The organism is Staphylococcus sp. GDB9P120P (genome assembly GCF_017893435.1).
In the GTDB taxonomy this organism is placed as follows: Bacteria; Bacillota; Bacilli; order Staphylococcales; family Staphylococcaceae; genus Staphylococcus; species Staphylococcus cohnii.
Genome location: NZ_JAESNB010000010.1, coordinates 111,048 through 126,572, shown reverse-complemented (window position 1 = coordinate 126,572; position 15,525 = coordinate 111,048). Strand labels below are relative to the sequence as shown.

Annotated in this window: 16 protein-coding genes; 13 read left to right on the top strand and 3 right to left on the bottom strand. The window is 30.6% G+C overall.

Features of this window, described 5'->3' with window-relative positions:
* The first annotated feature begins 412 nt into the window (after nucleotides 1-412).
* The 4 genes from KA856_RS11425 (at nucleotide 413) to KA856_RS11410 (ending at nucleotide 4,701) form a co-directional block, all read left to right on the top strand.
* On the top strand, nucleotides 413-2,563 hold the full coding sequence (locus KA856_RS11425; protein WP_210138701.1) for a helix-turn-helix transcriptional regulator: 2,151 nt from the start codon (nucleotides 413-415) through the stop codon (nucleotides 2,561-2,563).
* Between the two features lie 166 nt (nucleotides 2,564-2,729).
* Nucleotides 2,730-3,086, top strand: a complete 357-nt coding sequence (locus KA856_RS11420; RefSeq protein ID WP_107386436.1) for a transcriptional regulator, SarA/Rot family — start codon at nucleotides 2,730-2,732, stop codon at nucleotides 3,084-3,086.
* A gap of 393 nt (nucleotides 3,087-3,479) precedes the next feature.
* Nucleotides 3,480-4,196 carry a YebC/PmpR family DNA-binding transcriptional regulator gene (locus KA856_RS11415; RefSeq protein WP_107384426.1) on the top strand — a complete coding sequence of 239 codons (717 nt, stop codon included), beginning with the start codon at nucleotides 3,480-3,482 and terminating at the stop codon, nucleotides 4,194-4,196.
* A gap of 1 nt (nucleotide 4,197) precedes the next feature.
* Entirely contained in the window at nucleotides 4,198-4,701 is a 504-nt protein-coding gene (locus KA856_RS11410; RefSeq protein WP_181187683.1) for a cupin domain-containing protein, read from the top strand.
* Between the two features lie 71 nt (nucleotides 4,702-4,772).
* On the opposite strand, the gene KA856_RS11405 is transcribed toward KA856_RS11410, so the two are convergent.
* Nucleotides 4,773-5,885 carry a 5-methyltetrahydropteroyltriglutamate--homocysteine S-methyltransferase gene (locus KA856_RS11405; RefSeq protein ID WP_107384428.1) on the bottom strand — a complete coding sequence of 371 codons (1,113 nt, stop codon included), beginning with the start codon at nucleotides 5,883-5,885 and terminating at the stop codon, nucleotides 4,773-4,775.
* Between the two features lie 211 nt (nucleotides 5,886-6,096).
* Here KA856_RS11405 and KA856_RS11400 point away from each other — a divergent pair, with 211 nt between their 5' ends.
* The 5 genes from KA856_RS11400 (at nucleotide 6,097) to KA856_RS11380 (ending at nucleotide 10,959) form a co-directional block, all read left to right on the top strand.
* Complete coding sequence (locus tag KA856_RS11400) at nucleotides 6,097-6,825, top strand: ribonuclease FAU-1 family protein (protein ID WP_107384429.1); 729 nt, start codon at nucleotides 6,097-6,099, stop codon at nucleotides 6,823-6,825.
* A 166-nt stretch (nucleotides 6,826-6,991) separates the two neighbouring features.
* The gene (locus tag KA856_RS11395) at nucleotides 6,992-7,846 is read left to right on the top strand and encodes a LysR family transcriptional regulator (RefSeq protein ID WP_107384430.1); all 855 of its coding nucleotides are present in this window, start codon (nucleotides 6,992-6,994) and stop codon (nucleotides 7,844-7,846) included.
* Between the two features lie 89 nt (nucleotides 7,847-7,935).
* Nucleotides 7,936-9,144, top strand: a complete 1,209-nt coding sequence (locus KA856_RS11390; RefSeq protein WP_107384431.1) for a sugar efflux transporter — start codon at nucleotides 7,936-7,938, stop codon at nucleotides 9,142-9,144.
* Nucleotides 9,145-9,150: 6 nt separating this feature from the next.
* Complete coding sequence (locus tag KA856_RS11385) at nucleotides 9,151-9,639, top strand: DUF456 domain-containing protein (protein ID WP_019468182.1); 489 nt, start codon at nucleotides 9,151-9,153, stop codon at nucleotides 9,637-9,639.
* Nucleotides 9,640-9,798: 159 nt separating this feature from the next.
* The gene (locus KA856_RS11380) at nucleotides 9,799-10,959 is read left to right on the top strand and encodes an MFS transporter (protein WP_107384433.1); all 1,161 of its coding nucleotides are present in this window, start codon (nucleotides 9,799-9,801) and stop codon (nucleotides 10,957-10,959) included.
* Between the two features lie 76 nt (nucleotides 10,960-11,035).
* Here KA856_RS11380 and KA856_RS11375 read toward each other — a convergent pair whose 3' ends face one another.
* A complete protein-coding gene (locus tag KA856_RS11375; RefSeq protein ID WP_210138746.1) occupies nucleotides 11,036-11,719 on the bottom strand; it encodes a DUF1129 family protein in 684 nt (227 codons plus the stop codon).
* A 98-nt stretch (nucleotides 11,720-11,817) separates the two neighbouring features.
* On the opposite strand from KA856_RS11375, the gene KA856_RS11370 reads away from it, so the two are divergent.
* From KA856_RS11370 to KA856_RS11355, 4 genes are all read left to right on the top strand, one after another.
* The gene (locus KA856_RS11370; protein WP_210138700.1) at nucleotides 11,818-12,279 is read left to right on the top strand and encodes a GNAT family N-acetyltransferase; all 462 of its coding nucleotides are present in this window, start codon (nucleotides 11,818-11,820) and stop codon (nucleotides 12,277-12,279) included.
* A gap of 53 nt (nucleotides 12,280-12,332) precedes the next feature.
* On the top strand, nucleotides 12,333-12,545 hold the full coding sequence (locus KA856_RS11365; RefSeq protein ID WP_107505178.1) for an SA0632 family lipoprotein: 213 nt from the start codon (nucleotides 12,333-12,335) through the stop codon (nucleotides 12,543-12,545).
* A 251-nt stretch (nucleotides 12,546-12,796) separates the two neighbouring features.
* Nucleotides 12,797-13,093 carry a hypothetical protein gene (locus KA856_RS11360; RefSeq protein ID WP_046207354.1) on the top strand — a complete coding sequence of 99 codons (297 nt, stop codon included), beginning with the start codon at nucleotides 12,797-12,799 and terminating at the stop codon, nucleotides 13,091-13,093.
* Nucleotides 13,094-13,187: 94 nt separating this feature from the next.
* A complete protein-coding gene (locus tag KA856_RS11355; protein WP_019468188.1) occupies nucleotides 13,188-13,742 on the top strand; it encodes a GNAT family N-acetyltransferase in 555 nt (184 codons plus the stop codon).
* Between the two features lie 202 nt (nucleotides 13,743-13,944).
* On the opposite strand, the gene KA856_RS11350 is transcribed toward KA856_RS11355, so the two are convergent.
* Nucleotides 13,945-15,372, bottom strand: a complete 1,428-nt coding sequence (locus KA856_RS11350; RefSeq protein WP_107386408.1) for an aminotransferase-like domain-containing protein — start codon at nucleotides 15,370-15,372, stop codon at nucleotides 13,945-13,947.
* Between the last annotated feature and the right edge of the window lie 153 nt (nucleotides 15,373-15,525).

The following is a 15,525-nucleotide window of genomic DNA, read 5'->3' as shown; positions in this document are numbered from 1 at the left end:
GAAAACCGTAACTGAATTTCTATAAAATTCAGTTACGGTTTTTTTAGTTTATTGCCTTTATCTTAACTTTTATTATCATTATTACTTCAGCAAGACCATTGAATAATATTCAGTTTAGATAAGATCGTCGTGTCACGAGAGGTTTAATTTATGTTCATATAATAATGTGATATAACAACTTATTTTATCATTAATAAAATATAAAAAGTTTAGAATTAAGGACGATGAATGAAAAATTATGTTGACAAATTAAATTATTATATTCAAAATTATGTAATGATAAAACATGTACTTTGAAACTAAAAAAGTGAATGTTCTATTTTCAAAAGATGAAAATATTAAAGAAATATTCATTTTTATAAAAATGATTTTATGTGTATGGTGTGTAACTGAATATGAGAGAGGTTGGAATATGGAAGTACAGTGCTTAAATATTATTTCTAAAAAATTTTATCCTACTAAACGTGTAACAGATGGACTACTACTATTACTGCCAATAAAGGGAGTATTAGAGATTCAACAATTTACCGCTAATGTAAAAATTGATACAGAAGTATTAATCGTAAACCATACAGAAATCTTTAGCATTAAACGAAATGAAACAACCATTTTATTATATATTGCGAGTGATTGGTTTTTAGAACGAGGTTATTCATTTTTTGATTATCAATATAACTCCAAGTTGATTCAATCTACAGCACAATTAACAAAATCTTTAATAGAGTTAACGAAACACTACTTAAACCATACATTAAGTTGTGATATTTATGAAAATTACATGGTCAAAATTGTTGAAATTATTGCTAATGAAGCTAAAGTAGATTCGAACTATTTACCCCAGCAAACAGACAACTCATATTTTGGTATTACTGGAGAAATACTAGATTATGTGAGTCGTAATTTGAAACAACCATTAACGTTAAAATCAATTGCCAATCATATTTTTATTTCACAATCAAATATATCTAGTCAATTTTATAGTAAGTTGGATATGAATTTTAAAACTTATGTGGATACATTAAAATTGGCAACATCTATGAAAGAGTTATTGAATGGTCAATATACCATTGGAGAAATATCTGACTTATATGGTTTTAGTAGCGCAGCACTTTACAGTAAAAAATTCAAACAATATTACGGTTATACACCCAATCAATATCGTAAGCTTACGAAATACAATAAAAATTTATATTATCCTTATGAAACACTGGATGACACATTTAAAGATCAAGTAAAATCTCAACTTACTACAAAATTAGCAAATAGTTATGTGCAAAACAATGAAATTACTATTTGCTCTGATTATTTTTCGGATAATCGCAATTCGTCTATAATCATTCAAATTTATACAATCACAGAGTTATACCAATTGTATACTGATCCTAAAATGAGTTATTTGATTGAAAATGACAATCAGGTTTATATTTATTGCAATATAAACGTAAAAGTTTTTCAAAAATACATTTCTGAACAACAAACATATAAAGAGATTGACTTTATCATAAAAAACAATGCACATTTGGTGCTTCAAGTTTATGAAAGTCAAGACATTGAAATATATTTAAATCAGATTTGTAGACCTTATGCGACTTATTTACAAACTAGCACAAACTTCAATCAGGATTTGCTTAATAAGATAACTTATTGTTTTGACTTAAGTACAATGCCGATAAAAGAAATTTATCGTAATATTATCAAAATCAGACAGTTTAGAGAAAATGTGAAATTTGGTATTGATATTACCCAATTATTTAATGAACCTGATACTTTTAAAATGTTGGAAGTACAGTTAAAGAGAATTGGTTTTGATTACTATTGTGTAGATAATCAAAAGCTTTCAACACCAAATTTAAATGATACTCATGAAATGTTGTTGACGAAAGAAATCTTTAAATTTAATTATATAAGAAAAATAATGTCAGAAATGTGTTTAGAGGAAAGGCATTATTTTTTATTAAATGTAAGAAATAATTTTTTAGTGCATGATGAGTCAATGAATATTATTGAAAGTCCACCATTGTTAGTCGGTGTTTTTAAAAGAATATTAAAACATTTTTCAGGTATCGGTGTAGATCTGATACAGCAAATGAATGGCAATGAATCTTTATACTTATATGATAAAAGTGGTTTCCGCACATTGGTCGGAAGTATGTTTCATCGTTTGATAGAAAAAACGCGCTATAAAGTATATGAACATGATTTTTATACTATTATTGACCAAGTAGATAAAATTAGCGTTTATATAAGCGATTGGCAAATTATGGAAAATGAAGTATCGAATCGTCATGCGACAAAAATGTCAGTTAATATAAATTTTAAAGATTTAAAGTTAAGAAAAAAGCATTTAATTTTTAAAGAGACTTATAACAATGTGCATGGAAATATCAATTGTGTAATACCAGGCAATTTACGTGAGAAATACCAGTGGTCTGATTTATTTATAGAAAAAATAGAAGCGTATAATAAGCCGCTAATTAATGTATTTGAACATCCATTTAATGACAAATCTTTAAGTGTAGCTATCGATTATAACACTGTACACATTATTGATATTTATAAATAAGCATTTGAGCCCGAAATATATAATAAAATTAACATGTTTTACAAAATTTAATTTACTGGTGTTCGTAATAATGACAAAGCTATAAAAATAAATGATAAAGACAGAGTTACTTTTTTTAGAGATAATGAAATTGTATTGCTTACTAGCGTTTGGAGGTGTAGCAACAATGACTGATGAAAAGAAGGCGCAGTTATTAAAAATTTATAAAAAATATAATAGAGTAATGTCATATATAGAAAATAAATATAAATTAACAATGAATGATATTGCTATTTTGGAAATAATACAACAAAATTGTAGACAGCAAAACATGCTGATGCAACCATTTTTAAAAATTGCGACGACTGAACTCGATTTGAGCCGGACAAAAGTGTTAGCATCAATTCGACGATTAATTAACCAAGATCGTGTAAGCAAATTACGTTCAACAAAAGATGAGAGAAAAGTGTTTTTATCGATGACGGAAGAGAATAATACGAAGTATCAAACTTTGTTAGATGAAATCGAAGCACAGGTAGACTAAAATATTTAAAAAAGCATAATTACATAAAGATAACGCTTATTCAGTTACAAATATTAAAGATTATAACGGTATTGCGTGAACGAATATGAGGTATTAATCTCATACTCGATATAAAGGACTTATCCATATTTTGTGGATTAGTCCTTTTTACAATTAAAATGATATAATTTTGATCGCGCTTATTTGTCCGGTTATAGTTTGAGGTTGTAATAATTCATCGACGTGCAAGCACATTTCAAACTCGCTTTAAATAAATGACAAAATAGTTAAGCTTACTTGAGAGAATCAATAAAAATATAAGCAAAGTAGCATGTTAATCTATGTGATATAATGAAAATATTGTATAATATGATGTATTGATTTACGCATTTAATTAGAAAGTGAGATGAAATTATGGGACGTAAGTGGAATAATATTAAAGAGAAAAAGGCCCAAAAAGATAAGAATACGAGTAGAATTTATGCTAAATTTGGTAAAGAAATCTATGTAGCAGCTAAATCTGGGGAACCCGATCCAGTTTCAAACCAAGCTTTAAGATTAACATTAGAAAGAGCAAAAACATACTCTGTGCCTAACCACATTATAGATAGAGCTATTGAAAAAGCTAAAGGTGGCGGCGAAGAAAATTACGATGAGTTGCGATATGAAGGGTTCGGTCCGAATGGCTCAATGATAATTGTAGACGCGCTTACTGATAATGTTAATAGAACTGCATCTGATGTTCGTGCTGCATTTGGTAAAAATGGTGGCAATATGGGTGTTTCTGGTTCTGTTGCTTATATGTTTGAACATACTGCCGTATTTGGTGTTGAAGATAAGTCAGCGGATGATGTCTTAGAAAGTTTAATGGAACAAGAGATAGATGTTAGAGATGTCATTGACGAAGATGGTTTAACCATTGTATATGCTGAGCCTGATCAATTTGCGCAAGTACAAGATGCATTACGTGCATCAGGTGTTGAAACATTTAAAGTAGCGGAGTTTGAAATGTTACCACAGTCAGATATTGAATTATCAGCAGAAGATCAAGAAACATTCGAACAATTAATTGATGCATTAGAAGATTTAGAAGATGTACAAAATGTATTCCATAATGTGGATTTGAAATAACATGGATAAAAATCAAGAAGTACAAAAATGGATTGAACAATTACAATTACATCCGCATCCAGAAGGTGGGTATTATAAAGAGACTATAAAAGCGATACCTGATAACTCAAATCAAAGGTCGGCCTATTCGAGTATATATTTTCTTTTAACGCATGATAATATATCACATTTTCATCGAATAGATGCCGATGAAATCTGGTATTACCATTCAGGAGATTCCTTAACTGTTCACATGATACACCCAGACGGCAACTATCAAAAAGTAACAGTAGGTCCTCATATCGAAAATGGTGATGTATTGCAACATGTAGTACCAAAAGGTACGATTTTTGCATCGTCTATTGAAGATTGTGCTGGCTATGCACTTGTGGGTTGCATGTGCCATCCAGCATTTGAATTTAAACATTTTGAGTTATTGAGTAAAGAATGGTTAAACGAAACTTACCCTGAGTTAAAACAAATTAACGATCGTTATGCTTTATCATCATTGGACATTAATAGTTAAATATAAAAGCAAACTCGTGTTACTTTCTCATTAAAACAGTTGTGAAAGTAACACGAGTTTTTTAATTAATATTATTTTGAAGTACCAAAAACTTCGTTAGCGATTTCAACAATATAAGCTAACTTTTTCCATTGTTCTTCTTCTGTCAATTTATTGCCTTCTTCTGTAGAAGCAAAACCACATTGCGGACTTAGACAAATTTGTTCTAAATCTATATAATTTTGTGCTTCTTTTACACGTTTTAAAATAGTATCTTTATCTTCTAATTCACCGTTTTTTGAAGTGAATAATCCCAATACTGCAAATGAACGGTCTTTTGGGAAAAATCTTAAGGGTTCGAAATCACCTGAACGTTTATCGTCATATTCTAAGAAGAAACCATCTAATTGTTCTTTGAATAGATACGGTGCGATTGGTTCGTAACCACCAGAAATGGCCCAAGTAGATTGATAATTTCCGCGACAAATATGTGTTGTGATTAATAAATCTTTTGGTAAATCACTGATTGCTTCATTAATCACTTTATAAGCAAGTTGACGCGCAACTTCTTTTTCTGATTCACTTCTATCACGCCCACGTGTGTTTTGTGTTCCAGAAGTCAAGTTTGCCCAATACACATCATCTAGTTGAATATAACGTGCACCAAGCTCATAGAATTTAAGTAAACTATCATGATAAGCCTTTGCTACATCATGTGCAAAATCATTGATGTCAGGATATATCTCTTCGTTTAAAATGTTAGGATGGAATAATTGATTTGGACTTGGAATAGAAACTTTTGCTGTTGCACGACCGTTCACCTTATCATATAAAAATTTAAAGTGTTCAAAATGGGGATGATTTGGATTGAATGCAACTTTATCAACCACTTTGACGTTGTGATTTCTAGTTTCCACACCTTCAAATGTTAAACCTCGCTCAGATGTGTAACCTTCAACACCATCCAAGTTTTCTAAGAAATCAAAATGCCACCAACTTCTGCGGAATTCACCATCAGTAATACTATGTAAACCAATTTCTAGTTGTTTATCTATGATGCGTTCAATTTCTTCATCTTCTATATTTTTTAAAGTTTGTGCATCTATTTCATTGTTTTGATAATCTTTACGTGCATCTTTTAAGCGTTTTGGACGTAGTAAACTCCCTACGTGATCCGCTCTAAATGGTCTTTGTGTCGTTGACATATGGCTATCTCCCTTTTTTAAAGAATTTTCTGAAAAATATATTAAAAATTTAACAAAATTCTCAACAATTGTCAATTTCGCTTTTGCGCTATGAAATATAGTACAATAAAAATAATTATCTACTCGCTATTAACTAAAAAGTTAAATGTAACAAACATAAGATGACATGTAAGGTTCAGTTTTATATAATAATGACAAGGAGTTGGTGGCAGTGAAAGTAAAATATATTGATAAACGTCACTGGCGTCGCATCATTGACAGAGAGTATACGGAAGTCAAAGTGAATAATAACAAATTTAAAGGTATTATTGGGTTAGTAACGATGAAAAAAGTACGTGAACCACTAGAAGTATCGGTGGTAGGACAAAATATTGTTGTTGCTGATGATAACTATCAGTGGTTACAAATATTACCTGAAAAAAAGCGTTATAGTATCACAGTGATGTTAGACGACAAGGGCAATCCGTTAGAATATTACTTTGACATAAATATAAAAAATGTTACGCAAAAAGGAAATGCGCGTACGATTGATTTATGCTTGGACGTATTAGCATTACCTAGTGGAGCATACGAGCTTGTAGATGAAGACGACTTGTTACGCGCTTTAAATCAAGGACAAATAACGAAGAAACAATATCACGAAGCATACATTATCGCACATCAGTTAATGATTAAAATTGATACAGATTTTACAACGATGCAAGACAAAATTATGTATTGTTTTCATAAAATAAAACAAAAAGCGAATTCTCAAAAGCAATCTTCTTTTAATAAACAAAAATTTAAAGGAAAAAAGCATAAAGACAAAGACTCTGTATACAATGAGACTAAACATAAGCCGATAAAAAAATACAATAAGCATCATAATCATTCTAATCAAAACAAAAATAAATCACATCATAGTAAGATTAAAGATTCAAATGCATCTCAAAAATCTTAAAATTGTGGTAAACAAAATTCCCTATATTAGTCATGCATTAACCATGTTATAGTAAACACTGCGAGAATTGAAGATTACTGAATAAAAGTAATTAACGCAAAGTAGATAAAAGTAAGGCCACCATAAATAAAGATATTTAAGTATTTGTAAAAATAGGGGGATAATTATGAAGATTGACGATTATCGCTTGTTAACTACATTAGATGAGACAAAAACGCTCAGGAAAGCAGCAGAAATTTTATATATCTCTCAACCAGCAGTAACTCAACGATTAAAAGCGATAGAAAATGCATTTGGTGTCGACATATTCATACGTACAAAAAAGCAATTAATAACTACGACTGAGGGTATGATGATTATTGAACACGCGCGCGATATGTTAAATAGAGAGCGTCTATTTTTAGATAAGATGCAAGCACATATCGGCGAAGTAAATGGTACCATCTCCATCGGTTGTTCGTCTTTAATAGGTCAAACGTTGTTGCCAGTTGTATTAAATTTATATACACGACAATTTCCAAATGTAGAAATTCAAGTTCAAGTAGGATCAAGTGAACAAATTAAAGCTAACCATAGAGATTATCATGTGATGATTATTCGTGGTAATAAAATGATGAATTTAAGCAACACACATTTATTTAATGACGAACATTATTTTATCCATCCAAAAAATCGTAATGATGAAGTAGAAAAGATGCCGTTTATCGAATTTCAGGCTGATCCTATATATATTAATCAAATTAAAGAATGGTATGGTAGTCAAATCGGTCAAGATTATCACGCGATGATTACGGTTGATCAAGTGGCGACATGTAAAGAAATGTTATTAAATGGTGTTGGCGTGACCATATTGCCAGAAATAATGATGAAACACTTAGATAAGGAACAATTTGCGTTTCAACGCGTAGATATAGACGATAAACCGCTGATTCGTTCTACTTATTTAAGCTATGATCCAAGCATGTTACAGTTGCCACAAGTTGATTCATTTATTAATTTAATATTGGAATACGTGGAATAATAATTATTCACAATTGAATATTTTGATTCAGTTATAAAAGTAACTTTGCGAAGAGTTATATTGAATTTAATAGGAATAGAGGACGCTAAATGTTTAGTGAATTGTTACATATAAAAAATTATAAATTATTTGTTGTTAATATGATGATGTTAGGTATGGGAATTGCGATCACTGTACCGTATTTGGTATTATTTGCCACAAATGATTTAGGTATGACTTCTACCCAATATGGGTTGTTATTAGCATTAGCTGCAATTAGCCAATTTACTATGAATACAATTGTAGCGCGTTTTTCTGATACACATAGTATCAATAGAAAAACGATTATTATTACTGCACTTTTTATGGGCGCAGTCAGTTTTTCAATTTATTTTTATGTTCATGAGATATGGGTTTTTATAGTAATGTATGCCATTTTTCAAGGTTGTTTTGCCCCGGCTATGCCTCAAATGTATGCGTCAGCGAGAGAATCGATCAATACTTCTACATCAAAGGATAGAGCGAAATTCGCTAACGCTGTATTACGTTCGATGTTTTCATTTGGTTTCTTGTTCGGTCCACTTATAGGTGCGTTGTTACTTAGTTTTAAAGGATATGCAGGTTTATTTGGCGGAACGATAACAATCATATTATTCACACTTTTATTACAAGTTTTTTTCTTTAAAGATATTCAAACAAAGCGTCCGGTAGCAGATAGTACACATGTCGAAGCGGCTGCACCTAATATGCTGCGAGATAAAGTTTTATTTGTACCATTTATGGCTTTTATTTTATTACATATAGGACAATGGATGTATACGTTGAATATGCCATTGTATGTGACGAACTTTTTAAATGAGCCAGAAAGTCGAGTGGGCGTGCTAGCTAGTATTTGTGCAGGACTAGAAGTACCATTTATGGTCATATTAGGTATTTTATCGGCCAAGTTGACTACACGTACGTTACTGATACTTGGAGGTTTGTTTGGAGGATTATTCTATTTTAGTATTGGCGTATTTAACAGTCTTATCATGATGATTGTAGGCCAAGTTTTTCTAGCAATCTTCCTAGCGATTCTACTTGGATTAGGTATAAGTTATTTCCAAGATATTTTACCTGATTTTCCTGGTTATGCATCTACATTATTTGCTAATGCGATGGTGATAGGACAATTATGTGGTAATCTGCTCGGTGGTATAATGAGTCACTGGGTAGGATTAGGTAACGTGTTCTTTGTTTCAGCAGGATCAATATTTTTAGGTATGATTTTAATATATTTTACGAAAGAACAAAAATTTACAGAAGAAAGTATGGAGTAGATTGTAATGACATTGATTTTATGGTTATTTATTATAGCAGCATTTGTTTTAGCGTTTATCGGCTTAATTAAACCAATTATACCATCAGTACTTATATTGTGGATTGGTTTTTTAATTTATCAATTCGGCTTTGATAATCATCATTTGTCTTGGATATTTTATGTATCGATGGCATTGTTCACAATATTTATTATTATTGCAGATTTCATTATGAATAAATATTTTGTCAGTAAATTCGGTGGATCAAAATTAAGCGAGTATGCAGCATTGATTGGTGTTATTGTTGGTTGTTTTGTCTTTCCACCATTTGGAATAATCATTATCCCATTTATAGCGGTGCTAGTAGTTGAATTTATACAGGAGCCACACTTTTCTAAAGCTTTAAAGGCAAGTTTTGGTTCAGTTGTAGCATTTTTAGCAAGTTCTATCGCTCAAGCGATAATAATGATTATTATGGTTATTTGGTTTTTCATTGATGCATTATTAATCAATTAATTTACGTAATGAAAGATGTTACAAGAGGCATACAATCTTGGCGAGCGTTACTATAGCATAAATGAATTGGAATATAAGCAATCTTCTTGTTTTCGTTATGACTACTTTAGTATAATCACTCACATGTGTTAAAAAACGGGAATAGGAAGGGAGTCTTAAATGAAATATCCAATTGCTATATGGATGCTCGCAATCGGTGCGTTTGCAATCGGAATGACAGAGTTTGTAATTATGGGTTTATTGCCCAACATCGCTAGAGATTTTGATGTTAGTGTGAGTCAAGCTGGTCAACTGATTACAGGTTACGCCTTAGGTGTTGCGATCGGTGGTCCTATCATTGTAATGTTGACAATTAAATGGAATAGAAAATATTTATTGTTGGCATTAATGGCGATATTTATTATAGGAAACTTTGCAGCATCATTTAGTCCAAATTATGGATTCATGATGACGAGTCGAATTATTACTTCATTAGCGCACGGTTCATTTTTTGGTATAGGTTCAATATTAGCAGCAAGTATGGTTAAACCAGAAAAGCGTGCTAGTGCAATGGCATTAATGTTTATGGGGTTAAGCATGAGTAATATATTAGGCGTGCCATTTGGAACGTTAATTGGCCAAAGCTTTGGTTGGCCAATGACATTTATTATTATATCAATCATCGGAGCATTAGCATTAATAGGTATTATTATATTTGTACCAATGAAAAAAGAAACAGTTAAATCATCTGTATTAAATGAACTAAAAATCTTAAAAGAAAAACGTTTATGGTTAACATTAGCTGTTACATTATTTGGGTTTAGCAGTGTGTTTGCTTACTTTACTTATATATCAACAGTACTTATTGATGTGTCACATGTACAAGAAAATTTAATTTCATATTTATTAATTATATTTGGTATTGGTGTCACATTAGGTAATGTTGTAGGCGGAAAACTTGCAGATTGGAATTTAAATAAAGCATTAAAAATGATATTTAGTGCATTTATTTTATATTTCATCTTATTATATTTTGTGCAAATGAATGGACTATTAATGGTAGCAGGTATTTTCTTTTTCGGTCTGATCGGATTCAGTATGAGTCCATCACTACAATATAAAAGTACATTAATTTCACAAGATGCACCAACACTTGCGAGTACACTTAACCAATCAGCATTTAATTTAGGGAATGCTTTAGGTGCGTTTATCGGCGGTGTCGTGGTAACAAATCTACCAGTTGCATCCTTAAGTTTAATTGCGCCAATATTAACATTAATTGGCCTTATATTCTTATTTATCAATATTGCAGTAGAAAAGAAAGAAAGTATAACAACATAAGTGAAACATAAACTAAAAACACGTCAGCCACTTCTTAAATTTTAGAAGTATGTGCTAACGTGTTTTTAAATTATCTTTATAAAGAAGCATTTGTATTTTTATTAGTAAAGTGATGATCAATATATAATGCTGTTGGAATGAAGATAAAAGAAATAATAATAAAAGTCCAGTTGCTAATTAATATATATGGTCCTACTGTTAAAAATGTCTGTGGAATGAAAAAAACATAAAATATTCCACATACGGATAAAAGTAAAACGAGATATGTTAAAAGCCAAGATAAATGTGATGTACTAAAACAGCGTATTTGTACTGTTTTAAATAACATCCAAATAAAGAAAAAAATGATAGCAATACCTACGATTAATGTGAGCGGAAAAGTATATAGATATAGTCGTTTTGCACCAATAAAAAATCCTGCAAATCCTTTGAGAAAACAAAAAATACCCACAAACAGCAAAATATGACGCATAATATACTTGAAAATATTTCTTATTGTTTCATTTGGTAAACGTCTAAGTTCTCTTTTTGCATGAGCTTTTGGATCATGATCAAAGAATTCCATTGCTAATGCACCATCTTTGTCTGCTTCCAACAACTGATTTAAAACACGATTTAACATTTTTTCAGAATCATGCGGATTAACACTCAAATCTGCTCTAACGTAAGTCATATAATTTTCGAAAGTATCTCGATCTGTATTATTTAAACGTAATGCTTTTACATTGTTTTCACGCATTAATTTATCGGTAGATTTCATCGGCATTTGGCATTCCTTCTTACATATAAAATATATTGATAATGCTAATTATGACTAATATAGTATTATAAATCAATAACACTTTCAAAGGAGTAATAATGGAATATTTAAAACAAACGCAACAACAGTATTTAAATGAAATTGCAGAAATTCATGAACAACAACTTAATGAACAATATGAGCAATATCAAAACACTACTATCTCTGTTGCATTGCGCAAAGAAATGATTGAAAATGGATTAATGGCCAACACAGATGTTGTGATTATCGAAACACAACAACAACAAATGATTGCTTTTATCTGGGCAAGATATTTAAAACAATACCAAAAAGTCATTATTGAAATGATGTATGTTTCAGAAGATTATCGAAATCAAGGTATTGCGAAAGTATTAAAAAAAGAAGTGGAAATATGGGCGCATGCCAAAGGTGCTTTAGAAATCGAAAGCACAGTAGTCAACCACAATAACGCAATGAAAGATTTGAATTTTAAACTTGGATATCATATAAGTACAGTAACTATGAATAAAAGATTAATAATAAATAATGAAGATATTTAAAAATAATGATAAAATTATATTATTATTATGAAATTAACAAAAGGAGTTCTTACATGAAAAAATGTTTAGCACTCATACTTGCGTCCACTGTGTTACTTACAGCCTGTGGAAAAAATGATGAAAAAGCAACGTTAGAGAAAGATATTGATAAATTAGAAAAGCAAAATAAAGATTTGAAAAAACAAAAAGAAGATTTAGAAAAACAAAAAGATAAACTCCAAGATAAGTCAAAAAATTTAGAAAAAGATGTTAACGCTGAAACATAGGCTTCTAAATTTATTTCTTTACAAAATGATTTTATGCAATATTTCCCAGGAAATTATTGTACTATCGTTTTACAAATTGTTATAATGGGTATCATTAATGTAATGAACATAAAAAGTTTCAAAAAATAGATTTGAAATTATAAGTCAGTTGTCTAGCAATACTTTTATATCAAGCGTGACTTTATAATGAATCATTTATTATACACAGTTTTTAAATAATCATTTTTCATTAGGAGAAAGAGGGAATAACGATGCATGAAAAAGATTTTGTATTACTAGAAGGGCGTTCAATTACGCTTCCAGAGTTAGGTAGAGAAATTGAAAGTATAACTGGTAGAGAAATCAAAGATTCAACGGGTGAAATTAAACGTGTTATTGCACATTTACCAAACTTTGAATCCGATACTGATACATTTGTAGCTACTTACAAATTAAATCATAAAAATGATTTTATAGATGCAACATTTACCGCACCAAAAAGTGAACGTGGTCGGTTAAAAGAAGTGGCTGTAAATGTTGAATTGATTAGTTATATTTCAAGAGCATAAGCAAAGCTTAATCCATGTGATAGCGCGGTATGAGAATAATCATAACGCGTTATTTTCTATAGAAATTTAATTTCCAGTTTAGAGGTGTAACAGTATGACAGTTTATATAGAAACTGAGCGTTTAAGGTTACGGGACTGGCAAGCAGAAGATTTACTTCCATTTCAACAGATGAATGCGAATCATCAAGTCCGTAGATATTTCCCGAGTTTACTAAGCTATCGACGTTCAGAACATGATATGAAAAAGATGAATGACATTATTATAAATCATGGTATAGGACTTTTTGCTGTTGAATTAAAAGAAACAAATGGATGGCTTGGTTTTATTGGATTGAACTATGTACCTAAAGACAGCAAATATACGTTTGATGAGCTACCATTCTATGAAATTGGCTGGCGTTTAATCCCTGAAGTATGGGGGAATGGTTTCGCAACTGAAGGTGCAGAAGCGGTACTCCAATATGCAAAACAGCATGGTATTAATGACGTATATGCATTTACTTCAGAAAATAATGCACCTTCACGTAAGGTTATGGAAAAAATAGGTATGGAATTATATGATTTCTTTGAATATCCAGAATTAAGCAAATACCATCCGCTTAAAAGACATGTTAGGTATTATAAAGATCTGACAAAACAAGCAAAATAAAATATTAAATAATGTAGTGAGACATAAATCTCATTCTTATAAAAAAGACTAATCCATATGAAAATGGATTAGTCTTTTGTTTATTACGATTTTGACCGTGCATGCTTGCCTGGGGATATGGCTCGAGCCAGTAGTCTCTCACTCATATCATTTCCCTAGGCGTCCGCACGGTACAAATTCACAATGAATAACCATGTTTTAATTATATTTTCTTTTGTGTTTGATTTTTAATGAGGTGACTCAATTTTTGTAATGCAACATCAATATCTTCAATATTTATATAAGAATATGAAAACCTTATGTGATATTGAGCGTTTTTATCATAAATTTCACCGGGGTGAATTAAAATTTGATTTTGAATCGCTAAATCGAATAGTGTCTTCATGTTTACTGGCACATTCAATTTGAACCAAATATAATAAGAACCTTTAGGTATAGACCACGTACCTAATTCTTGAAAATGTTGATTTAAGGATTTTATAAATTTATTACGTCTCTCTAAAAGCGCTTGTTTTAAATATTTTAAATGTTGTTCATGGTATATGGGATTATTTAACCACTCAGTTGCGATAAATTGTGATAGTGAACTGGCACCATAATCATTTTGCATTTTTAAATCAGCTAAATGCATAACAACGGAAGGTTTACCTATAATCCATCCTACTCTTAAACCGGGGCTCACTGTTTTGGATAAACTACTCATATATAAAATATTATCGTTCTCTTCCAATGATTTTAAAGGTCGAGGGCGAAGACCTTCGAACCACAAGTCGCCGTATACATCATCTTCAACAATAGGGATACCTGCTTGTTGGCATTGTTGAATTAATTTATATTTTTCTGCTTGGGTATATGAATGTTGTGTGGGGTTATGTAAAGTCGGTATACAATAAAAGATACTATTTTTATATAACGTTTTTGCATTAAAAATAGTATTTATTTGTTGTTTTATTTTAGAAATCGGTAAAAAGTTAAGGTCTGCTCGAATATTATGCCATGTATGTACAGAATTTATATATGAAGGTGTTTCTATAATAATCTTTGAATTTGGTATGAGTAAACCGTCAGCGATTAGTTTTAATCCCTGCAATGCACCTGAAGTGATACAAATGTTTTCTTCATTACACGTAATCCCCAATTTTTTAACATGATTTACAATCGCTTTTCTTAAATTCAAATTACCTAAAGGGTGTTCATAATTGGTTTTTAGAGCAGTTGTCGTTTGTTTTGAAAATATATCTCGAAATTGCTTGTTTGGGATTAAATGTGGACTAAGTTCACCAGTACTTAACCGTATTATGTGCGCATCGAATTCTAATTCGTTAATTCGTTGTATAAAGTATTGGTTATTCTTTGAAGCGCTATTTTTAATATAGTCATGCCAATTCATATTATGGTTGATATATGTATTCCAATTGCTTTTTGAAACGTATAACCCTTTACGTGCTTTGCTTTCTAATACTCCATAACTTTGTAGTATTTCTAAAGACTGAATAATAGTTGAACGATTGACACGATATTGAGTAGCCAAATTCCTCTGAGAAGGTAATTTCATACCTGCTTCTAAATCACCAGTTTTAATCTTTGAAAGTATATCATCAATAATTTCTTTGTATTTTGGCGTGAACATGTTAAATCTCCTTTAAATGATTGGTTGGCTTTTTAATTTATAACTGGTTGGTAAAAATCAATTGAATATATTGTATCATGATTATATACAGAATCACGCTCCGTATTTATATTTGAATATTTAATGCGTATTATTTTGTAGAAGATTAATTCA